At 43.9% G+C, this 20,932-nt stretch carries 19 protein-coding genes and 1 tRNA gene; 7 read left to right on the top strand and 13 right to left on the bottom strand.

Going from position 1 to position 20,932, the window contains the following annotated elements; all coding sequences use genetic code 11:
• Positions 1 to 161 precede the first annotated feature (161 nt).
• Positions 162 to 302: a DUF3149 domain-containing protein gene (locus tag L1D37_RS06065; RefSeq protein WP_004739790.1), complete on the bottom strand. Its 141-nt coding sequence runs from the start codon at positions 300 to 302 to the stop codon at positions 162 to 164.
• Positions 303 to 557: 255 nt separating this feature from the next.
• Here L1D37_RS06065 and L1D37_RS06060 point away from each other — a divergent pair.
• Positions 558 to 634 (top strand) — tRNA-Pro (locus L1D37_RS06060).
• A 349-nt stretch (positions 635 to 983) separates the two neighbouring features.
• On the opposite strand, the gene L1D37_RS06055 is transcribed toward L1D37_RS06060, so the two are convergent.
• The 3 genes from L1D37_RS06055 to L1D37_RS06045 all read right to left on the bottom strand — a co-directional run bounded on the left by L1D37_RS06055 (position 984) and on the right by L1D37_RS06045 (position 3,698).
• On the bottom strand, positions 984 to 1,652 hold the full coding sequence (locus L1D37_RS06055; protein WP_239847252.1) for a LuxR C-terminal-related transcriptional regulator: 669 nt from the start codon (positions 1,650 to 1,652) through the stop codon (positions 984 to 986).
• Between the two features lie 493 nt (positions 1,653 to 2,145).
• On the bottom strand, positions 2,146 to 3,003 hold the full coding sequence (locus L1D37_RS06050) for a curlin (protein WP_239847251.1): 858 nt from the start codon (positions 3,001 to 3,003) through the stop codon (positions 2,146 to 2,148).
• An 83-nt stretch (positions 3,004 to 3,086) separates the two neighbouring features.
• On the bottom strand, positions 3,087 to 3,698 hold the full coding sequence (locus tag L1D37_RS06045; protein WP_239847250.1) for a curlin subunit CsgB: 612 nt from the start codon (positions 3,696 to 3,698) through the stop codon (positions 3,087 to 3,089).
• A gap of 314 nt (positions 3,699 to 4,012) precedes the next feature.
• Here L1D37_RS06045 and L1D37_RS06040 point away from each other — a divergent pair, with 314 nt between their 5' ends.
• The 3 genes from L1D37_RS06040 to L1D37_RS06030 are packed head-to-tail and all read left to right on the top strand — an operon-like array spanning position 4,013 to position 5,764.
• On the top strand, positions 4,013 to 4,489 hold the full coding sequence (locus tag L1D37_RS06040; protein WP_239847249.1) for a curli production assembly/transport protein CsgE: 477 nt from the start codon (positions 4,013 to 4,015) through the stop codon (positions 4,487 to 4,489).
• Positions 4,490 to 4,499: 10 nt separating this feature from the next.
• Complete coding sequence (locus L1D37_RS06035; protein WP_176681849.1) at positions 4,500 to 4,910, top strand: curli assembly protein CsgF; 411 nt, start codon at positions 4,500 to 4,502, stop codon at positions 4,908 to 4,910.
• 17 nt (positions 4,911 to 4,927) lie between these two features.
• Positions 4,928 to 5,764 (top strand): CsgG/HfaB family protein, encoded by an 837-nt coding sequence (locus L1D37_RS06030; protein ID WP_176681848.1) that lies wholly within the window; start codon positions 4,928 to 4,930, stop codon positions 5,762 to 5,764.
• Between the two features lie 76 nt (positions 5,765 to 5,840).
• On the opposite strand, the gene L1D37_RS06025 is transcribed toward L1D37_RS06030, so the two are convergent.
• On the bottom strand, positions 5,841 to 6,263 hold the full coding sequence (locus tag L1D37_RS06025) for a hypothetical protein (RefSeq protein ID WP_239847248.1): 423 nt from the start codon (positions 6,261 to 6,263) through the stop codon (positions 5,841 to 5,843).
• Positions 6,264 to 6,382: 119 nt separating this feature from the next.
• Positions 6,383 to 7,270, bottom strand: coding sequence for a TraB/GumN family protein (locus tag L1D37_RS06020; RefSeq protein WP_239847247.1), 888 nt, complete (start codon positions 7,268 to 7,270; stop codon positions 6,383 to 6,385).
• 407 nt (positions 7,271 to 7,677) lie between these two features.
• Here L1D37_RS06020 and L1D37_RS06015 point away from each other — a divergent pair, with 407 nt between their 5' ends.
• Both L1D37_RS06015 and L1D37_RS06010 read left to right on the top strand, forming a co-directional pair.
• Positions 7,678 to 10,329, top strand: coding sequence for a beta-N-acetylhexosaminidase (locus tag L1D37_RS06015; RefSeq protein ID WP_239847245.1), 2,652 nt, complete (start codon positions 7,678 to 7,680; stop codon positions 10,327 to 10,329).
• Between the two features lie 536 nt (positions 10,330 to 10,865).
• Entirely contained in the window at positions 10,866 to 11,558 is a 693-nt protein-coding gene (locus L1D37_RS06010) for an oligogalacturonate-specific porin KdgM family protein (protein WP_239847243.1), read from the top strand.
• Positions 11,559 to 11,797: 239 nt separating this feature from the next.
• Here L1D37_RS06010 and L1D37_RS06005 read toward each other — a convergent pair whose 3' ends face one another.
• Positions 11,798 to 12,238 carry a DUF411 domain-containing protein gene (locus L1D37_RS06005; protein ID WP_017631063.1) on the bottom strand — a complete coding sequence of 147 codons (441 nt, stop codon included), beginning with the start codon at positions 12,236 to 12,238 and terminating at the stop codon, positions 11,798 to 11,800.
• On the bottom strand, positions 12,228 to 15,041 hold the full coding sequence (locus tag L1D37_RS06000; RefSeq protein ID WP_239847241.1) for a heavy metal translocating P-type ATPase: 2,814 nt from the start codon (positions 15,039 to 15,041) through the stop codon (positions 12,228 to 12,230). Before L1D37_RS06000 ends, L1D37_RS06005 begins: the two co-directional genes overlap by 11 nt.
• 301 nt (positions 15,042 to 15,342) lie before the next feature.
• Between L1D37_RS06000 and gltX the strand changes: the two genes are divergently transcribed.
• Entirely contained in the window at positions 15,343 to 16,770 is a 1,428-nt protein-coding gene (gene gltX / locus L1D37_RS05995) for a glutamate--tRNA ligase (protein WP_017069020.1), read from the top strand.
• Between the two features lie 89 nt (positions 16,771 to 16,859).
• On the opposite strand, the gene L1D37_RS05990 is transcribed toward gltX, so the two are convergent.
• The 5 genes from L1D37_RS05990 to L1D37_RS05970 are packed head-to-tail and all read right to left on the bottom strand — an operon-like array spanning position 16,860 to position 20,931.
• The gene (locus tag L1D37_RS05990) at positions 16,860 to 17,324 is read right to left on the bottom strand and encodes an Sbal_3080 family lipoprotein (protein WP_239847240.1); all 465 of its coding nucleotides are present in this window, start codon (positions 17,322 to 17,324) and stop codon (positions 16,860 to 16,862) included.
• A gap of 8 nt (positions 17,325 to 17,332) precedes the next feature.
• On the bottom strand, positions 17,333 to 18,556 hold the full coding sequence (locus tag L1D37_RS05985) for a beta-ketoacyl-ACP synthase (RefSeq protein WP_239847238.1): 1,224 nt from the start codon (positions 18,554 to 18,556) through the stop codon (positions 17,333 to 17,335).
• Complete coding sequence (locus L1D37_RS05980) at positions 18,553 to 19,278, bottom strand: 3-ketoacyl-ACP reductase FabG2 (protein ID WP_132743460.1); 726 nt, start codon at positions 19,276 to 19,278, stop codon at positions 18,553 to 18,555. The genes L1D37_RS05985 and L1D37_RS05980 overlap by 4 nt, the downstream gene beginning before the upstream one ends.
• Positions 19,275 to 19,739: a hotdog family protein gene (locus L1D37_RS05975; RefSeq protein WP_048611285.1), complete on the bottom strand. Its 465-nt coding sequence runs from the start codon at positions 19,737 to 19,739 to the stop codon at positions 19,275 to 19,277. The genes L1D37_RS05980 and L1D37_RS05975 overlap by 4 nt, the downstream gene beginning before the upstream one ends.
• Positions 19,732 to 20,931 (bottom strand): beta-ketoacyl-[acyl-carrier-protein] synthase family protein, encoded by a 1,200-nt coding sequence (locus L1D37_RS05970; protein ID WP_239847237.1) that lies wholly within the window; start codon positions 20,929 to 20,931, stop codon positions 19,732 to 19,734. The genes L1D37_RS05975 and L1D37_RS05970 overlap by 8 nt, the downstream gene beginning before the upstream one ends.
• Between the last annotated feature and the right edge of the window lies 1 nt (position 20,932).

Raw genomic sequence — 20,932 nt, 5'->3', positions numbered from 1 at the left:
TCAAGTTAGAGAAGGATAGGTCAAGTATACCTAAGTTGGGGCTGGGTTTAAAAATGAAAAAACCGGAGGAGACAAGAGAAGTCAGCTCCGGTGCAAAGCGTTTTAACGTTTACTGATCAAGTAAATGATACTTAACAGTAAATGATTTAGGCTGAGCGACTCTAGTGAGGAGATTTGTCAGTCATAACTTTGTAGATGAAGAAGCCTCCATAAAACATCATGAGACCCAGAGCCCCGAAGATTACTATCATTGAAGATAGTCCCACCGCATTACCAAATAGGAGATCTAGCCAAAAGTCCATGTGTATACCTCAAAGTTATATGACAGGGGTTAGTGTATTAACAAGCGTTATCAATTCACTGATCTGGATCAATCCTGTTTCATAAGTTAAATACTTGTTGGTAACTGTGTGTTTTTCGTCACATCATGCTCGTTGTTGTATGTCTTTTGTTCGAACGATTCAAAATCGCAATAAATATGAGAAAAAGCCCTTGCGGATAAATTCAGAACCCGTATTATACGCTCCATCGACAGGCAATGAGCCAGTTAGATATCTCGGTGAATAGCGCAGCTTGGTAGCGCATCTGGTTTGGGACCAGAGGGTCGGGGGTTCGAATCCCTCTTCACCGACCACATTAAAGAAAGCCTGCTCAATGAGCAGGCTTTCGTCGTTTTGAGCTATTGTAAATGGGATTCGAACTAGACTAGGGTTCGCTTGATGTTCGAAATAAGCTCTTCACCAACCACATTAAAGAAAGCTGTAGCACTCTTTGTAATAGAAGGGGCTACGGCTTTTTTGCATTTGAACCTTTTGTTTCGTTTTGGTTTGGAACTCAATTGGGGTTCGCCTGATGTTCTAAATAACCTCTTTACCGACCGCATTAAAGAAAGCCGTAGCACTCTTTGCAATAGAAGGGGCTACGGCTTTTTATATTCTGGGGTTACATCGGCCTATTTATCGTCAGTGAGTCTAAGCTTACTCTTATTGAACAAACTCACTCGTTGCAATGTTGTTCTTCACCCAAATCAGAGCCTGTAAGCGATTCTTCACCTTGATTTTTTTAAACGTGTTGTGAAGGTGTGCTTTGACCGTATTCTCACTGACATAGAGGGTATCTGCTATCTGAGTGTTAGATGCTCCATCACCGAGTAACTTAATGATCTGCTGCTCGCGTTTGGTCAGCTTGAGGTAATGAGGGCTGGTTTTGGCGCATTGTCTGTCTCTATAAAAACGAATGTATTTATAGATCAGTTTTCTGCTCATCCACATCTCACCTTGCAAAATGCAGTTAAAACCGGTCACTAGCTTATCAAGCGTGTCAGACGAATAAAAAATACCAACGAGATACTGCCATTTGAGCATTTCTGAATGTGGAAAGTCGTCTGGTGTATTGAGTAACACTTCATGAACGTTACTTGCGACGTCATCCCTGATCTCTTGATATTTTTCAATGTACTGTTTACTCATTATCGGAAAATCAATAATAACTAGATCTAAGCCTTGATTCTGTAGGGACTTAATACTTAACCGTTCTGGTGATATGAGCCTTATGTTCAGGTTAACTTTTTGTTCTATAGACTCTTTAAGTAATATTGATTGTAAATTGTTCTCCGCAAGTAAAATGGCGTTATGAGCTTCCAGCTTAGCCATGTGGAACTCCTTGTCTTAACTCATTACTTGAACTTTAGGTGTTTTAGTTTAAAGCACGTATTGTTATTTTGCTAACTTTTAAGGTTAATTATTCATCAAATTTATGAAATAAATTTAATAGTATTGTCGAAGGTAAAATAATACTTAAGTAGAAAGAGGGAATTACCGAGATTTATGGTTTATTTTATTGATTGTACAGTCTTCATGAATTTTCCAGATCCCCTTGTTTGGGTGAAGTTTTATAGTGACTGGAAACTGATTTATATTAAGAATCAACGTCGTAACACCACTTTCTGTATTCTGATTGAAAATAGAATAGGTGTTCGTACTTAATGTTAATGAAGATGCCACACTGTTATTTACGGTCAGAATAAGATTTTTATTTTTTATCAGGCACTGTACTGAATTTAAATCATAAGCAAATCCATTTAAATGGTAAGAAATAAATAAAACGGCGACCAGCGCCGTTTTAATATATGCATTAGAGGTCATATTAATTTTGGTTTATTAGACCAACATTGCCGTATGCACCGTTACCTGAAACATACGCAGCATCATACGAAGTTTGATGAATTAGGAATTCATTAGCGCTACTGCTCTGTAGGTTAACCATGGCAGTTGATTCTCGTCCAATTTGTTCCGTGAAAACTCGGTTGCCATCACCTGAAATTTCGATGTCGACCAAATTGTCTCTAGCGGGACCAATGTTACGAGTATCAACGATACTTTGGACGTAGTTGCTATCACCAGTAACATTAATATCAACATCATTATAATCAGCATCTCGGTCGCTGAACTCAGTATATGTTACATTTGAATGACCATTGACTTGCACATCTGCTTCATTGAAGTCAGCACCGCCAAGAGCTTTAACTACAGAGATATTATCGTCGCCCATTTGGGTGACACGCAGATCATTGTTTTGCCCCCAACGTTCAACTTTTATTTTAGCTTGGTTTCGCAATCCATCTTGTTTAACCCAAGCATCGTTATGTTTGTAACGTAGCTCAACCTCTGCCTCATTTAGATTACCACTCTGTTGAACAACTACGTCTGAATTATAACTGGCATGTGTATCGACAAGCGCGACATGACCATTAGTAACACCTGATGTGTTTTGAATAATGGTTACATTAGCCATATCGCCACTCCCCATTTGCCACACCGCTGTATTGTCCATAGCTAAAGGCTGAATTGCATCAACTTTACTCTTGATACCAAGGTCTGCTACTCCCTCAATGACTCCCGTTGCTGGCTCAGATGCAGGAAATGGAGCTGGCAAATCATCTGCGTGAGCTACGTTTAAGCCAATAACGGCACCGACTATAATTCCAAGTTTTGTAAGTTTCATAAGTTGTATCCTTATACATTTCCATGTCGACGTTGTTGCTGCTTCATATAGAAGCAACTCGAATCAAGCGTCCATACTGCGCGCTAATTTGCTTGATTGATGTATATTCTCATTGAGCTCGACGCGTTTACGATTGCAAAATCATGCCCATTTTGAGAAATTCCCGAATTGTCCCCTCCAGCACCAGCCATAAATGCAGTATTGTTATTTCCTTGTTGATCGATACTCAGTTTGCTGCTGCTTCCAGAGAAATTAGCTTGTCCAATAACTGCTAAATTGTTGTTTCCGTCTTGGGAAATTAGCGCTTCAGAATTGACTCCGATCTGACCAATCGCTGCATAGTTATTTGAACCATTTTGATCAACCAAGGCAGTATTGTTTCGCCCTACTTGACCTATAAAGGCGGAATTAGAACTTCCGCGTTGCGTTATCTTTGCTCTGTTGTTCGCGGTAATACCAGGACTGCGTTGTTTAATTATTGCTGTTGAATCAGAAGCATTAGATATATTAATTTCTGAATAATTATCTAAATCTCCAGAAGGATAGTTTTCCAAGTCGTTATAATCATTAATGATATCCTGACTAACATTATGTAAAAAATCGCCCTCTATATCTGATGCGATAGCATTATTAAAACCTCCTGATAAAAAATATAAACAAGTTAAGCTGATAAGTGATGCTTGCCCAATTACCATCATCTTTGCCTTAAAGTGTTCGTGATTATGATCCCTACTAAAATAAATTTCGTAGGGAGGTGAGTGAACCTATTTCTTATCGAAATCCTAGGCTTTGAATTTACGAACAGCTATAAACTTAAAGTTGAAAATATTTTGGTTTAGATATGAAATTTAATTAGTATTCAGCTGCCGCCTGCCAACCTAAGTTAACCAATTCCCTTCAGCAATTAATCCCAAAGTTTATATATGCCACTGTAAGCATGAATTACGCTTTATTCAGATTCGACGAATCACATTCTCATTTTGTAAATGGACTTTGAATGGGAGCACTCATGAAAATCAAGCTGCTTACAATAACTCTGCTTTCTTTTGCTATTCACGCAGAAGAAAAGAGTCATGGTCTTGAAAATGCTGCTCCTTTAGAAAACGGACAAAAATTTGAGGATTCGACAAACAAACTTAAGGAAAAATTCAACGACTTTAGTGAAGTTGATGGAATCATAGTGGACAGAACCATCACGCGGCTCGGAGAGGATTTCTATTTTTTCTTCTCGCAATCGCTCAATGATAGTTATCCCGACCTTAAGGAAAATTTGACGGTAAAAGAAAGGCCAACGGCGTTATCTGGAAGCATCATAGAGGTTCAACACTCTAGGAAACCGATCTTTCGTACGGCGTTGTCCCCTGGTCGTAGACAAGCAAAAGAACGTGCTGCCGATGCAACAAGAGTGGTTGGAAATTACATCATCAGATGGCAAGCAGAACGGATCTTTCAGGACACTTACGATCTAGACCATGATGAATTCTAAGGAGCCAAGGATGTCGATATTTTTCAGAAAGGCTGCGCTCATTGCGCTGCTCGTTTCGCCTTCAGTTTATGCAAGCGAGTTAGTTTATACGCCCGTAAACCCAAGTTTTGGCGGAAACGCTTTAAACAGTTCTCACCTTTTTAATCACGCCAATGCCATCAATGATTTCGAAGACCCTAGCGCTCGAGACATTTTTGATGAACAAGAATCTGCGTTAGATCGATTAGCATCGAGTTTAGAGTCTCGTTTGATTAGCCAATTGCTTGCGGATGTCGGTAATGGCAACACAGGACAACTAGAAACCGATGATTTTTTCCTGAACATTGTGGATGACTCAGGGACTTTGTTGGTTCAAATCGTCGATAAAGCGACAGGAGAATCAACCGAAATCAGCGTATCAGGACTCAACCCAGACCTCTAATTCACAAGGATTGTGCTATGAAATCGATCATCATCGTCTTCCTGGCTTTTGTGTTGGGAGGATGCACTTACTCTATGCAAATTCCGGAGACTTCTGAAACGCCCAAGCTGATGCCTAGAGGATCAACCTATACAGACCTGATCTCATTGCCTCAGCCTCGCGGTAAAATTCTAGTGTCCGTGTATGACTTTAGAGATCAGACAGGACAGTATAAACCCCAACCCAACAGTAACTTTTCAACAGCAGTACCACAGGGAGGTACATCTTTGCTGACCACAGCACTGATAGATTCACAATGGTTTGTTCCTCTAGAGCGTGAAGGCCTCCAGAATTTGTTGACCGAACGTAAGATCATTCGTGCTGCTCAAAAGAAGGATAAAGTCGTCAATAACCATGGGGCTGATTTGTCATCCTTGAGCTCGGCAAACATTGTCATTGAAGGTGGTATTGTGGCTTACGACTCCAATATTGTAACGGGCGGGGCAGGTGCTAAGTACTTGGGTATAGGAGGTTCAGGGCAATATCGAACTGATCAAGTGACCGTGAACTTAAGAGCTGTGGATGTAAGAACGGGGCAAGTTTTATTGAGTGTTACCACATCCAAAACCATTTCTTCACATGAGATTGGCTTCGGTGCTTTTCGATTTGTCGATTACAAAGAACTACTCGAAGTTGAAATGGGCTATAGCCACAATGAACCGGTTAATATAGCGGTAATGTCGGCCATAGATGCGGCGGTGATCCATCTAATCGTTAAAGGAATGAAGCGTGGAATGTGGTCGCCAGGTGACCCGAACGCAATCAGACATCCAATTATCGCACGCTACTTAGCGGCAGACACGGACATCCTTTAACAAACCGAGTAAGCAGCAAAATAGGGCTATGCGGAAAACGGATTTTTCCCTTAGCCCTGTTTTTTTCGTTCACTGATCAGTTCACATCGCAAGTGATGTCTTTGATTGGCGTCTCTGAGGTAACAAAACAAACATAAGCTTCAACAGGGTTATTTGGACCAATTCGAATGTAACCTGCCTGTACTTCATCTTCGTTAAAAGTCACCGAGTGAGAATTACCCGTCTGACCATCGTAGAAGCTTGCTTCAAAATTACTATTCATTTGGCTTGCGATACGGTTACGTGTCGTTGATGTCGTGAACGTAATATTCGCGCATCGCATTGGTGGCTTTTCAGTAATCAGAAACTGTCCGCTTTCTTTATCTAATACACCGCCTTTGGTGTCTGGCTGGATGTCTATCGGCTGGAATTGTTCGATCGTACAAGTTTCTTTGGCAGACGTTAATGTGGGCATCAGGATCGCTAGAACTAAAGGGAAAGCAAAAAATACTGGTTTCATGAGAACAACACCGTATGTAAAAAGAGCGAAAGATAATAGCACCGCTATGGTGCTATTAAATGTAAAGATTCTGTTATTAAGGACATGCTTTTATAATGAAAAGGTCATGCCTTCACTAACTAGCTGTCTTTGTTAGCTTCGAACTGACACTGAGCTTGTTGGCTTTGCGATTGTTGAATGACATTGAAACCTTTATCTTCTAACAACTGTAAAAGGTTACCATCTCCAATCAGGTGTAAAGTACCGACGACCAGCACGTAGTGTCCATTTGAGTCGAGTTTCCAATCTTTGGCAGATAGCTTGTTTGCCCAATCAACGTTGCGATCCGTTAGGAATGCTTTCTCAAGCTCTATTGGCATTTCAGACAGCTTTGCAAAGTCTTCAAGTTTGGTGATATCACCCGTTTTCCAGCTTTCAATTAGGCAATGAACCACACGGTCTGTTTGGTCAAATTCTTCAATGCTTGTTACTAGCCATTCTTTTCCGGAATCTTTTTGCCCTGCGATGAGGTCTATTTGAAATTGTAGTGGCTCTAAGCTGATCAATGGAACGTCTTGTATCGTCGCTTTATAGGCGAGTGTTGCGTCTACACCGCCCGCTGAGCCGTAACCAAGGTTCTTTAACTGCTGCATTTGTATCGACAGAGATGTCGCCCAAGGCGGGGAGCTCAGTAGTTGTTGTGTCGACATACCCAAAGATTTGGAAATGCTTGTTAATAACTGTTGTTGATCTTCGCTTAATACATCGGCTGTAGTGACCGTGGTGGTAGGGTATACCACGCCTTCTGTCTTTCTTACATCCGTCTCGACAATTAATCCGTCGCTCTCTTTTAACGTGTCAGTGATTTGCGTGGGAAGCGGGTACATGCTCTCGTCTCCAACATGCACAGAACCTAAGATGGTGAGGGTCAGATCATCCTTTTTGGCCTGAAAATAAAGTGGTTCGGCGACAGCTTGCTTTGCTGAAAAGGCAAATGTGAGTAGCGTAAGGTACAAGAATGTGCGCAAAGAAAGCTCCTTTAGAAAGACATAAGCTCGTTAAAAAAGATTTTGACGGAGTTTTTTAACGGTTTTTTTTGAGAACGATGTCACGTTGTTTATACGAAAAGTATAACAATACGAGCAAACTCTAAAACTTTTCTCTCCAAGAACGACACGATTTTATGAAATCCTATGAAAAGATTGTGATTTAATTCTCAGTTATTACGTCAAAATAAAAGTGACGGAAGTGTCGTTAAGTATAACCTTATGATTTTATTAAAATTAAATTTATCAGTATTTTTGAGATTTGAAGCCGATCACTGAATTGGCCTGATTTAATTCACGCCAAAAAATAAGGCCATATAGTTTATCTAACTTTCAGAAGCGCTCCACTTTGCTTCTTACTCAATTTTTTAAATTTATGGGTGAATACGATGTTGAAGAGAAACTTACTATCTGTAGCGGTATTGGCTGGCCTGACGGGTTGTGCAGTAACACAAGCACCAGAACAACAGGTTGTTAATGCACTGGCTGATAACCTTGATGTGCAATATGAAATTCTAACCAATCACGGTGCGAATGAAGGTATGGCTTGTCAGGACCTCGGCGCTGAATGGGCATCATGTAACAAAGTGAACATGACCTTGACCAATGACGGTGAAGCGATTGATTCGAAAGATTGGACCATCTACTTCCACAGTATTCGCCTTATCTTAGATGTTGATAATGAACAATTTAAAATCACTCGTGTCACGGGTGACCTACACAAACTAGAACCTACAGATAAGTTCGATGGCTTTGCGGCGGGTGAAGAAGTGATTCTTCCGCTGACGAGTGAATACTGGCAACTGTTTGAAACCGACTTCATGCCGGGTGCATTCGTAACGGCGCCAAACGCAGAACCAAAGATGATTGCTTCATTGAATACAGAAGACGTCGCGTCATTCGTAACCGGTCTAGAGGGTAACAACCTAAAACGTACACCTGATGACAATAACGTAATGGCTACAGCAGTGACGCGTTTCGAAAAGAATGCTGATCTGACAACTCAAGATGTATCAACAACGCTACTACCAACGCCAATGTCGGTAGAAGCGGGCGAAGGATCTGTGAGCATTGCTGGTGGTATTGCCCTACCAAAAGACGCATTCGATGCTGATCAGTTCGCTGCAATTGAAGAACGTGCAGATGTGGTAAACGTAGATGTGAGTGGTGACCTTCCAGTAAGTGTTACCGTTGTTCCTACTCAGTTTACGGGTGATTTAGCAAAATCTGGCGCTTATGAACTAAGCATCTCGGAAGAGGGGATTGCGATTAAAGCGTTTGATAAAACAGGTGCTTTCTACGCAGTTCAGTCTATTTTTGGCCTAATAGACAGTCAGAACGCTGAATCATTACCACAACTGTCGATCAAAGATGCGCCACGTTTCGATTACCGTGGTGTGATGGTGGATGTTGCTCGAAACTTCCACTCAAAAGATGCCATCCTAGCCACGCTAGATCAAATGGCGGCATACAAGATGAATAAACTGCACCTTCACTTAACAGATGATGAAGGTTGGCGTTTAGAAATCCCAGGTTTACCAGAGCTAACGGATGTAGGGTCTAATCGTTGTTTTGATTTGGAAGAGCAAAGCTGTTTACTGCCTCAGCTAGGTTCAGGTCCAACAACAGACAACTTTGGCTCTGGTTTCTTTAGTAAAGCGGATTACGTCGAGATCTTAAGCTACGCAAAAGCGCGCAGCATCGAAGTAATCCCTGAAATTGATATGCCAGCACACGCTCGTTCTGCTGTGGTATCAATGGAAGCGCGTTACACTCGCCTAATGGCGGAAGGTAAAGAAGCGGAAGCAAATGAATACCGCTTGATGGATCCACAAGATACGTCGAACGTAACCACGGTTCAGTTCTACGATAAACAAAGCTTCATTAACCCATGTATGGAGTCTTCAACTCACTTTGTTGATAAAGTGATCTCTGAAGTGGCGGCAATGCACCAAGAAGCGGGTGTTCCACTAACGACTTGGCACTTCGGCGGCGATGAAGCGAAAAACATCAAGTTAGGCGCTGGCTTACAAGATATTAATGCAGAAGATAAAGTAGCTTGGAAAGGCAACATCGATTTGTCTAAGCAAGATAAGCCATTCCAACAGTCTCCACAGTGTCAGTCTTTGATCGCAGATGGCACAGTAAGCGACTTCGGTCATTTGCCAAGTCACTTTGCGGAGCAAGTATCTAAGATTGTTGCTGACAAAGGCATTCCTCACTTCCAAGCATGGCAAGATGGCCTGAAATACAGCGGAGGCGAGAAAGCATTTGCAACCGAAAGCACTCGCGTGAACTTCTGGGACGTTCTTTACTGGGGCGGCACTTCATCAGTGTACGATTGGTCTGCGAAAGGGTATGACGTGATTGTCTCTAACCCAGACTACGTATACATGGATATGCCATACGAAGTTGATGCAGCAGAGCGCGGTTACTACTGGGCAACGCGTGCAACCGATACTCGCAAGATGTTTGGCTTCGCACCAGAAAACATGCCACAAAACGCAGAAACATCATTAGACCGTGACGGTAATGGCTTCTCTGGTAAAGGTGAAATTGAAGCGGAACCTTTCTATGGTTTGTCTGCACAACTTTGGTCTGAAACAGTTCGTACGGACGAGCAATATGAATACATGGTGTTCCCTCGCGTATTGGCAGCAGCAGAGCGCGCATGGCACAGAGCTGAGTGGGAAAACGACTACAAAGTGGGCGTTGAGTACTCTCAAGAAACTAACCTAGTGAACAAGCAGGCTCTAAACAGCGACTTTAATCGCTTCGCGAATATTGTTGGTCAACGTGAACTGGCTAAGCTTGAAAAAGCGGGTATTGATTACCGTCTACCAGTTCCAGGCGCTCAAGTTGTTGATGGTAAGCTGGCGATGAACGTTCAATTCCCTGGCGTAGAGCTGCAATACTCTGCTGATGGTGAAAACTGGCTAACGTATGATGAGCAGCAACGTCCATCGGTTTCTGGTGAAACGTACATCCGTTCTATCTCTGAAAGTGGCGAGAAAGTAAGTCGAGTAACGTCAGTTAAATAATCGATAAGCAACATTAATAGAAGAGCTCCCTAGCTATTACCTTACTTAAGGTTAAAAGTGGGAGCTCTTTTTGTTTGTTGCGAATTAGGCTCTCATCCAAAACGGGAACATATAGAAACCGTCTTTGTTTATAACGTCAACAATGCACATAAGGTGAGGTTCATCGCAAAAGTGACGCGCTTCTCATTATTCTCTTCAAAAAATAAGTCCCTCATAAAAAACTCTAAATCAGGTGTGATTCAATTAACTGAATCTAATTTCGCACCGTAAAATAATGTGATCCCGATCTGTACATTTTTCCATCTTTAGTTTTTTATCAATTTTTATATTTTTAAGTGTTTGATTTTAAGTCATTAAATAACTTGTTCTTTTTTGATAGTGAGAGAGATCACTCTGTCTGCTCTTTTATTTTGAAACGCAAATTAATTCGAGCAACATAGATTTCATGCCAGGGAGGCGACCAACTACTCAAGCGGTGAAGGTGAATGATGTACCGAAGATATGCCGCTGAAAAAATCAAACTAAGGCAGTTTACTATGAAAAAAATTATCGCTATAAGTGCTCTTTCTCTTGCTTTCGCTTCTAGTGCTTTTGCTGGTTCTTCTTACGTAACAGGTAACATCCAAATTCACGATGACGGCCGTATCCACGGTTCTGACATGACTTCTACGCTAGAAGCGGGTCACACGTTTGACAACTCTCTAGGCGGCTTCACGGTTTACTCTGAGTTTGATGGTATCCAACTGGGTAAACTTGAATCTGAAAATGGCGGTGCAGGTAATACTACTCCTGGTATCACTGTAGGTGGTGAGCAATCTTTCAATATCACTGACAACCTATGGGTTGCTGCTGGTTACCAACACCTATTCTCTGCGGGTGAAAGCATTCAGTTCCGTCCATTAGTTAAGATCGGTTACAACTTCGATAACGGTATCTCTATTAGTAACCGTACTCGTGCACACATCGATGATACTTCTGCTGATGCTGACACAGACTACCGCATGGATAACCGCATTGCTTACACAGTGAATGCTGACCTAGCACTTAGCTACAACAACGTATACATGATTGATGCAGAAGCGATGGACCACGAGTTACGTGCAACATGGACTCGTCAAGGCGTTCAACCTTACTTTGAGTTCCGAAGCCAAGCTAACGGCGTAGACTTCGCAAACGGCGATTCTAAGCAGAACAACGCATTCGTATTCGGTGCTTCTTACGGCTTCTAAGCGGATTTATTTGGCGGTTTAGTCAATGAGACTATTTCGCGAAATAGCTTTTTTGCCAAAGCACTTCCTTCGTGAATGAGCGAGGGGATTAAGCGGCACTAACAGCCCGGTTAGTGTCGCGACAAGATTTGCTTTACTGTCCAAAAGCAAAGAGCCTAGTAAGTAAACCACAGTCTTGGGTTTGCTTGATACTAGGCTCTATTTTTATGCTTTCATTTCTAGCTTAGTGTTCGTGTACTTTAGTTACCTTTGTAGTGACGGTACTCAAACACCTGACCTTTATCATTAAACGCGTACACAGAGTACTCGTCTTTCTTATCGCCATACTCCATGCCCGGTGAGCCCATTGGCATACCCGGAACCGCCAAACCAATCGCATTACGTGGTGGGTTTTCTAAAAAGGCTTTTACGTCTTCCGCTGGAATGTGACCTTCAAACACATAACCGTCGATCTCTGCGGTGTGGCAAGAAGCCAGCTCTTGCGTTACGCCTAACTTTTGTTTGATAGGGTTCATATCATCGTGGAGCTTCTCTGTTACATCGAACCCGGCATCACGCATATGCTCTGTCCATTCTGTGCAGCAGCCGCAGTATGGAGATTTGTGGTTTAGAACATCAGTAGCCAAAGCCTGTCCTGAAATTGCAGCGAGTGCAGTAAGAGTCATAACTTTACGAATCATGGTTAACCTCATGAATATGGTTTTTATTAATATTAGAATGAGTTGGTTTGAACAATCTCAGCCTGTTGGCATTGCTTACTACAGTAATTGACGACATCGCCATAGCTGCTCCTGCAACTACTGGGCTAAGCAGAAATCCAAAAAACGGGTAGAGCACGCCGGCCGCAATAGGAATGCCAAGCGAGTTGTAGATAAAGGCACCAAATAGGTTTTGCTTCATGTTTCTCACTGTCGCTTGGGACAGTTCTATCGCGTTACTTACAGAAAGTGGTGACGAGTTGAGAAGTGTCATTTGTGCACTTTCAATCGCGACATCACTACCACTGCCCATCGCGATACCGATATCAGCCTGAGCAAGCGCTGGTGCATCGTTAATGCCATCTCCAACCATAGCCACACTCTTATATTGTTGTTGAAGCTGAACAATATGCTGAGCTTTCTGCTCTGGTAGTACTTCCGAGATAACCTCATCGATACCGACACTTTGACCAATCGCTTGAGCGACAGAGTCGTTGTCGCCTGTTAATAGCACAGTGTGAATTCCGGCGGATTTTAGTTGAGCAATGGCTTGTTTGCTATCTATTTTTAATGCATCTGAAATGCCTAATATGCCTTCCAGTTTTTGATCGATGACTACGAAGATTGGCGTCCATGCTTGTGTGCGGCAAAGTTCGATAAAGTCACTGCCCATTTTAGTATCAATACCAAGTTGGGTTAGGTATTTAAGAGAGCCGACTTGAACGTGTTTGCCGTTAATGTTGGCTTGTATTCCAAGGCCTCGGCGGTTTTCAAAGTCGCTGTGTGGGAGTGCTGAAACTTCTAAGTTTTCGGCATACTGGCAAACGGCTTTCGCAAGTGGGTGTTCTGAACCGACTTCAACGGAATAGGCGTAAGCCAGCAGTTCTTGTTCTGATAGGTTGTGATAAAACGCTTGCTGAACGCTTGGCTTACCTTGGGTTAGGGTGCCTGTTTTATCAAATACGACCGCGTCAATCTTGCTGGCTGACTGCAACACATCAGCGTCTTTGATTAGAACACCAAACTCAGCGGCTTTACCTACGCCGACAGTAATAGAGAGTGGAGTCGCTAGGCCTAAGGCACACGGACAAGCGATGATCAGCACGGTAGTCGATACCACAAGCATGTAACTGGCACTTGGTTGTGGGCCAACAAAAAACCAAACTAGGGCGGCAACAGCTGCGATTGCGACCACAACGGGTACGAACACGGCAGAAATAGAGTCGGCAAGCTTCGCTATCGCAGGTTTGCTGCTTTGTGCTTGGCGAACCATCTGAATGATTCGAGCTAACATGGTGCTTGAGCCTATCCCTGTCGCTTCAATAACTAAGCTGCCATCGCCATTAATCGTACCTGCAGAAACACCATCACTCACCGATTTAACGTTGGGAAGTGGTTCACCGGTAAGCATGGATTCATCGATATAAGATTCGCCAGATACCACAACACCATCAACTGGCACTTTTTCACCGGGTTTTACTCGTACTTGCATACCGACTTGGATAGCTTCTACAGCAATGGTTTGTTCTTTGCCATCGACGATAACTACCGCTTTTTGAGGTTGTAAGTTAATCAATGCTTGTAGTGATTTTGTGGTGCGAGCTTTGGCTTTGGCTTCAATGTAGTGGCCCAAGGAAATAAGACCAACGATCATCGCGCTCGCCTCAAAGTAGACATGGCGAGAGGCTTCAGGGAACCATGATGGAATCAGTACGACCAGCATTGAGTAGAACCATGCTGCACCTGTACCCAAAGCAACTAACGTATCCATGGTCGCGCGCTTGTGCATCAGTGATTGCCAAGCGTTAGTGAAAAAGCTACGACCTGAAGTGGCCAGCAGTACCAAACAGACCACACCGATTAATCCCCAAGCCAGTTGGTCATTAAATGTAGTAATGGTCATGCTGCCGCCGAACACACCCCAAGCCATCAGCGGAGCCCCAAGCAGTAGCGCGCTTACTGAGTTTTTCAGGAAGGCTTGTTGAGTGCGAAGTTGTTGTTCTTGCTGCTTTTGTTGTTGTGTTGCTGCATCATCAACAAACTCGGCGCCATAACCTGCGGCTTTCACCGATTGGATGAGTTCGTTTTCGATCAGGTCACGTGTTTTAGAGGTGAAAACCAAGGCCGTTTGCTCGGCAAGGTTGATCTGAGCTTGGTCGACGAACTCGTTCTTTTTCAGTGCTTTTTCGACTGAAGAAACACAGCTTGCACACGTCATTCCCTCAAGAACAAGGTGATAAGTATATTGACTCGCAACGGGTTCAATTGACGTTGTTTTTGTAAGTGCCGATTTTTTATCTTCTTCTAAATCGGAACTTGGTGAGAGGTCATTAGATTCAGCATACGGGGCTGCGTGATAACCCACGCTTTCGACCAACTCAATCACCTCGGATTCAGAAAGCAGAGTATTCAGTGATAATTCCTGTTTGCTGACTTCTAGGTTTGATGCTTGCTCGGTTTGTTCAAGCGCTTGAGTCAGTTTGTTCACGCACTTACCGCAGTTAAGGCCGGATAGCGAAAGGTGCAGCTTGTTACCCATGCTGTAGCCAAGTGTCGCTAACTGTTCGTTGAGTTGAACATAACTAAATGGAGTCGAAATATCGATGTAGGTCGGCGATATATCATTGATCGTCGTGTTGTCGAGATCAGCAAACAGTGTGCGGACTTTCTTCGCACAACCCATGCAATTTAGGCCGTTGAGCGCGGTTGTGTAGTGGTTCATATCGATACTCCAATTCTCATCTACGCCTAACATAAACCTTCCCGTAAGGGTAAGGTCAAACATAAATTCAAGAATTTGATCTTAGTGGTGCATTGGCTGGTGGATTCAATTTTGGAATGGGAGAGGGTAATAAAGGATCTGTGGCTATAATCTACTGGTTAAGACAATAGTTTTGCTACTTTGAAGGCGGAATTCGGCTTTCTATAATCGCTTTCGTACAACAACAGCACATTAATCATTCACTACTGATTGTAGATTTAAGCGGTGGTGATAAAATAGCGCCCAAAATTTAGTGATATTTGGTCATTACAGGCTTTGTAATCGGCTCCACTAAAAGAATCACCTACATAATCAAGGTATTTAAATGACGGTTAAAACTCGTTTTGCTCCTAGCCCAACTGGCTATCTTCACGTTGGTGGTGCACGTACTGCACTTTACTCTTGGCTATTCGCTAAAAACCAAGGCGGTGAATTCGTTCTACGTATCGAAGACACAGACCTTGAGCGTAACTCTCAAGAAGCGGTTGATGCAATTCTAGAAGGCATGCAATGGATGGGTATGGAATGGGACGAAGGTCCTTACTACCAATCTAAGCGTTTTGACCGTTACAACGAAATGGTTGATAAGCTACTTGCTGAAGACAAAGCATTCAAATGCTACGCGTCTAAAGAACTGCTTGATGAAATTCGTGCAGAGCAAGAAGAAAATAAAGAAATGGCTCGCTACGATGCTAACCACCCTAAAATTGTTGCAGCAAACGAAGCAGCAAAAGAAGGCGATGCATGCGTTATCCGTTTCCGTAACCCTAAAGAAGGCAGCGTAGTATTTGATGACCAAATCCGTGGTCGCATCGAAATCGCTAACAGCCAACTTGATGACCTAATCATTCGTCGTACAGACGGCGCTCCTACTTACAACTTCGTAGTGGTAGTGGATGACTGGGATATGGGTATTACACACGTTGTTCGTGGTGAAGACCACATCAACAACACACCTCGTCAAATCAACATCTATGAAGCACTAGGCGCGCCAGTTCCTACGTTCGCTCACTGTGCAATGATTCTTGGTGATGACGGTGCGAAACTTTCTAAGCGTCACGGTGCTGTTTCTGTAATGCAATACCGCGATGAAGGTTACCTACCAAATGCACTAAACAACTACCTAGTTCGTTTAGGTTGGTCTCACGGTGACCAAGAGATCTTCTCTCAAGAAGAGATGATTGAGTTCTTCAGCCTAAACGCAATCAGCAAGTCTGCATCTGCATTCAACACTGACAAGCTACTTTGGTTGAACAACCACTACATCAAGACTTCTGAGCCTGAGTACGTTGCAAAATACCTGCAATGGCACCTAGACGCACAGAAGATTGATACAACAAACGGTCCAGCTATCACTGAAGTGATCAAGCTAGTTGGCGAGCGTTGTAACACGCTTATCGAACTTGCTGAGCAATCTCGTTACTTCTACGAAGATTTCTCTGAGTTTGAAGCTGGCGCAGCGAAGAAACACCTACGCGGCGTTGCTAAAGGCCCACTAGAGCTTGCTCTTGCTAAGGTTGAAGCACTTGAAGATTTCACTACTGCAAACATCAAAGATGGTGTGATTGCAGCAGTATGTGAAGAGCTAGAGATCGGCATGGGTAAAATCGGTATGCCACTTCGCGTAGCAGTAACAGGCGGCGGTCAGTCTCCTTCTGTTGATGCTGTGATGGAGCTTGTTGGTAAAGAGCGCGTAATCGCTCGCATCAAGATGGCTCTTGAGTTCATTGCTGAGCGTGAAGCTAACGCTTAATTGAGTGATTGCTAGAATCAAAAAAGGGTCAGTAACGTGGTTACTGACCCTTTTTATTTGTCTCGAGCTTTATTATCTAAACAACTTCGTTATAGCTGGTCTTCGGCAATCATTTGAGTCGCTTGCGCGGCTGTTTTCTTATCGAATAAGATGTCCATCATCGCTTTGATGCGCTCCATATCGTCACCAAATTTCGAAAAGTTGCCGCTATTCGGCGCTTTAAAATCAACGTTGCCTACGCGCTGCTGATCTTGATAAGCCGAGATCTTTGCGTCTGCCACAAAGGTTCTGAAATCCCAACTCCAACGAGACACGTAATCTAGCGTAATCTCTTCTGGATTGTGTTCTGAACCGTCTGCAACAACTTTACATTTGACTTGATTATTCAGACACCAGTCGAGCATCGAATCTAGGAAAACCGCGCGAGTTTTCTCGTCCTCAACGATCGTAACTTGTTCGATTTTATTTGCCTCAGGCAGTGCGTTCCCTGAATACTTAGGGGCACTACAACCTGCGAGTAAAACGACAACAGCAGCAACTAACCAATTTTTCATTATCTATCCTAGATTTTTTTGAAGATGATTGAGGTGTTGATTCCGCCAAAAGCAAAGTTGTTGCTCATCAGATATTCAACCTCCAATTCGCGACCAGAGCCTGTGATGTAATCGAGCTTGCCGCACTGTTCATCGACATTCTCAAGGTTTAGGGTTGGGCTGAACCAACCGCTGTGCATCATCTCAAGGCTGAGCCAAGCTTCAATTGCACCACACGCGCCAAGCGTATGACCAAAGTAACTCTTAAGAGAGCTAATAGGCACTTCACCAAAGATATTCGCTGTTGCGTTACTCTCTGCAATATCGCCTTTTTCAGTTGCAGTGCCGTGTGCAGAAACATAGCCAATCTTCTCGGCTGGAAGCTGTGCATCCCTCAATGCTTTCTCCATACAAACTTGCATGGTTTCCATCTGAGGTTGGGTCACATGAGCCGCATCGCAGTTGCTGGCAAAGCCAATGATCTCAGCATAGATCTTCGCGCCGCGAGCAACAGCATGTTCATACTCTTCAAGAACAAGCGTACCGGCACCTTCACCGATAACCAAGCCATCACGCTCGCTGTCGTATGGGCTAGGTGATTTCTTGGGTGTGTCGTTTTTTAAACTGGTAGCAAAAAGGGTATCGAAAACGGCAGACTCAGTTGGGCATAGCTCTTCACCACCACCGGCAACCATCACGGTTTGGTAACCATGCTTGATGGCTTCATAGGCGTAACCAATCGCTTGGCTTCCAGAAGTACAGGCGCTGCTGGTAGGAATCACACGGCCTCGTAGACCAAAGAACAGACCTACGTTTACCGCGGCTGTGTGCGGCATCATTTGAACGTAAGTGGTTGCTGTGATGGCTCGTGTTGATTTCTCGTTCAGCATCACACCGAACGCGCCAACGGCATCAGTACTGCCAGTAGAAGAACCGTAAGCGATACCAGTCTCACCATTGGTCAAAATGTCGTGGCCAATCAGCCCTGCTTGCTCCAATGCATTTTCTGTCGCAACGGTGGCTAGACGCGATACACGGCCCATGCCACGCACTTGCTTACGCTTGTAGTGTTTAGGCAGTTGGAAATCGTCAATAGGCGCGGCAAGTTTGGTGTTGAGACCATCATATTGCTCAAAGCTTGGCATATATTGGGTCGCATTTTCACAAGCCTTGAGCTTTGGCTCGATGTGCTGCCAGTCGTTACCAAAAGCAGTAACGCCAGACATACCAGTTACAACAACGCGGCGGGTCATACTAAGCCTCCATTCACTGAAATTACTTGGCGAGTTACGTAGCCTGCAATATCAGACATTAGGTAGCTGACTAGGCCTGCTACTTCTTCTGGTTCACCCATGCGGCGCAGTGGCACCTGAGGAAGCGCATGATCTTTCACGTGTTCGTCAACCATACCCGTGTCAATTAGGCCAGGAGCCACACAGTTTACGGTGATCTTTCGTTTTGCGAGTTCTAGAGCAAGAGACTTAGTCGCGCCAATGACACCAGCTTTTGCCGCTGCATAGTTGGTTTGACCGCGGTTACCCATGATGCCTGATACAGACGCCAGAGTGACGATGCGGCCGCCTTTACGCTTTTGAACCATAGGCATCACGCAAGGATGAAGTACGTTGTAGAAGCTGTCTAGGTTGGTATGGATCACGCCATCCCACTCTTCTTCCGTCATCGCTGGGAATGCGGTGTCACGAGTAATACCCGCGTTGTTTACCACACCGTAGTAAGCGCCATGTTCTGCAATATCAGACTCAAGCTTTTCGCGACACTCGCTGCGGTTGCTGATATCAAATTGAATAAGACGCCCAGCACCACCTTGTTTGGTGATCGATTGTAGAGTCTCTTCAGCGCCTTGCTTGTCACCCATGTAATGAACGGCGATTTCAAATCCGTCTTTCGCGAGTTGAATAGCGATCGCTTTACCAATGCCTTTACTGGCACCAGTGACTAAAACCTGACGGGTCATGATGGGCTCCTAGTTTTCATTTCTTGTAATTTTTGTTCGGTCGGCACGTAGACGTTGAGTTGGCATTGAGCCACCAACTCGCCTTGGTCTTCGACTCTTGCGGTAAACACGGCCATACCGCTGTCTTCCATAAGCTGTTCGGCGTAGATATCAAGGGTCTGACCTTGAGTAAACTCGTCACACAGTGATTTATAACGACGAGAGCCGAGTAAGAATCCGATTGGAGGAGTTGTGCCGTTTTTCAGTGCATGGTATCCAGACCATGCTGCAACAGACTGCGCCATAAACTCGATACCAACATAAGCTGGGACCGTTTGAGATTCGGCGTCAAAGAACAGATTGTGGTCACCAATATCAACCTGACAGTGGATCGACAACGCCTCTACGCTGATAGCACGATCGATTAATATCATCGGATCATCGTGAGGGAGGAGTTGGTCTACAGAAGGGATATCAGTCATTTACTATACCAAAAATCAGGCTAATGTTGTTGCCACCAAAAGCGAATGAGTTGCTTAAGATGTTCTTTACTTTAAGTTTCTGCGCACAGTTTACCAAATCAATCTCAATATCTTCAGCTTTATCCTGACATTTTTGTAAGGGAAGCGGTAAGTCATATTTCAAAATATGCCACGCAATTGCAGCCTCAATCGCACTTGCTGCTCCTAGAGTATGCCCGGTGAGCGGCTTGGTTGAGCTAACGGGAACCTTGTTTGCAAAAATACGGTGAATAGCTTTGCTTTCCATTGAATCATTGAGTGGTGTCGCAGTGCCGTGAGCATTAATGTAACCGATGTCTTCGGCTTGTAAGTTGGCAGAATTTAAAGCTTTTCTCATGGCTTGCTCAGCGCCATTCCCTTCAGGATGAGGCGCTGAAATGTGGTGTGCATCAGAGCTATCACCACAGCCTAATAAGGCAATGTTTGGCGTTTTTTGGGCTGAATCACTGAGCGTTAGCTTTGTTTTACTGAGCAACATAAACGCTGCTGCTTCACCAATGTTGATGCCATCTCGAGATTGGCTAAATGGCTTACAATGTGTGGTCGAGAGGGCTTCAAGACCATGAAAACCATTGAGCGTCAGCTTACACAGCGTATCAACACCGCCAACCAACACAGCATCAGCCATTCCTGAATCTAATAAACGTTGGGCAGTGAGAAATACACGGCCACTCGATGAGCAGGCGGTCGAGATCGCGTAGCTTGGTCCGGCTAATGATAAATGCTGGCTAACGAATTCAGAGGTATTGCCTAACTCTTGTTTCGAATAGTGGTAATGCTCAGGAAATTCACCGTGTGCCAGTTTATGTTTGAATGCTGCCTCACCGTCCGAAATTCCCGAAGTACTGGTGCCAATTACCACAGCAATTCTATCTGCGCCAAATTGTGACTTTGCTTTCTCAATAGAGTCTTTGATTTGATTGAGAGCCGACAGTGCTAGCTGATTGTTGCGAGTAGCGTATTCCGCTTGAGCTGGTGGTGTCTCTGGTAGCGCACTTGCGATTTTGCCAACGACAGTGTGTTTGCCATCGTTAAGCATATCGTTCACTTCAACCATGTTTGATTCACGTTCGTCTTTAAGACATCCATGAATGTCAGCAATACTTGAGCCTAACGCTGAGTGGAAACCACAGTCTTGGATATAAATAGGCATA

This window comes from Vibrio sp. Isolate33 (assembly GCF_022397895.1).
Classification (GTDB): Bacteria; Pseudomonadota; Gammaproteobacteria; order Enterobacterales; family Vibrionaceae; genus Vibrio; species Vibrio pomeroyi.
The sequence above is the reverse complement of the archived record's forward strand: the minus strand, read 5'-3'. Positions and strand labels throughout refer to the sequence as shown.

Bases quoted from the DNA above. Each gene is read 5' to 3' on its own strand.
- L1D37_RS06065 (WP_004739790.1), bottom strand. From the start codon at position 302: ATGGACTTTTGGCTAGATCTCCTATTTGGTAATGCGGTGGGACTATCT.
- L1D37_RS06055 (WP_239847252.1), bottom strand. From the start codon at position 1,652: ATGGCTAAGCTGGAAGCTCATAACGCCATTTTACTTGCGGAGAACAAT.
- L1D37_RS06050 (WP_239847251.1), bottom strand. From the start codon at position 3,003: ATGAAACTTACAAAACTTGGAATTATAGTCGGTGCCGTTATTGGCTTA.
- L1D37_RS06045 (WP_239847250.1), bottom strand. From the start codon at position 3,698: ATGGTAATTGGGCAAGCATCACTTATCAGCTTAACTTGTTTATATTTT.
- L1D37_RS06040 (WP_239847249.1), top strand. From the start codon at position 4,013: ATGAAAATCAAGCTGCTTACAATAACTCTGCTTTCTTTTGCTATTCAC.
- L1D37_RS06035 (WP_176681849.1), top strand. From the start codon at position 4,500: ATGTCGATATTTTTCAGAAAGGCTGCGCTCATTGCGCTGCTCGTTTCG.
- L1D37_RS06030 (WP_176681848.1), top strand. From the start codon at position 4,928: ATGAAATCGATCATCATCGTCTTCCTGGCTTTTGTGTTGGGAGGATGC.
- L1D37_RS06025 (WP_239847248.1), bottom strand. From the start codon at position 6,263: ATGAAACCAGTATTTTTTGCTTTCCCTTTAGTTCTAGCGATCCTGATG.
- L1D37_RS06015 (WP_239847245.1), top strand. From the start codon at position 7,678: ATGTTGAAGAGAAACTTACTATCTGTAGCGGTATTGGCTGGCCTGACG.
- L1D37_RS06010 (WP_239847243.1), top strand. From the start codon at position 10,866: ATGAAAAAAATTATCGCTATAAGTGCTCTTTCTCTTGCTTTCGCTTCT.
- L1D37_RS06005 (WP_017631063.1), bottom strand. From the start codon at position 12,238: ATGATTCGTAAAGTTATGACTCTTACTGCACTCGCTGCAATTTCAGGA.
- L1D37_RS06000 (WP_239847241.1), bottom strand. From the start codon at position 15,041: ATGTTTGACCTTACCCTTACGGGAAGGTTTATGTTAGGCGTAGATGAG.
- gltX (WP_017069020.1), top strand. From the start codon at position 15,343: ATGACGGTTAAAACTCGTTTTGCTCCTAGCCCAACTGGCTATCTTCAC.
- L1D37_RS05990 (WP_239847240.1), bottom strand. From the start codon at position 17,324: ATGAAAAATTGGTTAGTTGCTGCTGTTGTCGTTTTACTCGCAGGTTGT.
- L1D37_RS05985 (WP_239847238.1), bottom strand. From the start codon at position 18,556: ATGACCCGCCGCGTTGTTGTAACTGGTATGTCTGGCGTTACTGCTTTT.
- L1D37_RS05980 (WP_132743460.1), bottom strand. From the start codon at position 19,278: ATGACCCGTCAGGTTTTAGTCACTGGTGCCAGTAAAGGCATTGGTAAA.
- L1D37_RS05975 (WP_048611285.1), bottom strand. From the start codon at position 19,739: ATGACTGATATCCCTTCTGTAGACCAACTCCTCCCTCACGATGATCCG.
- L1D37_RS05970 (WP_239847237.1), bottom strand. From the start codon at position 20,931: ATGCCTATTTATATCCAAGACTGTGGTTTCCACTCAGCGTTAGGCTCA.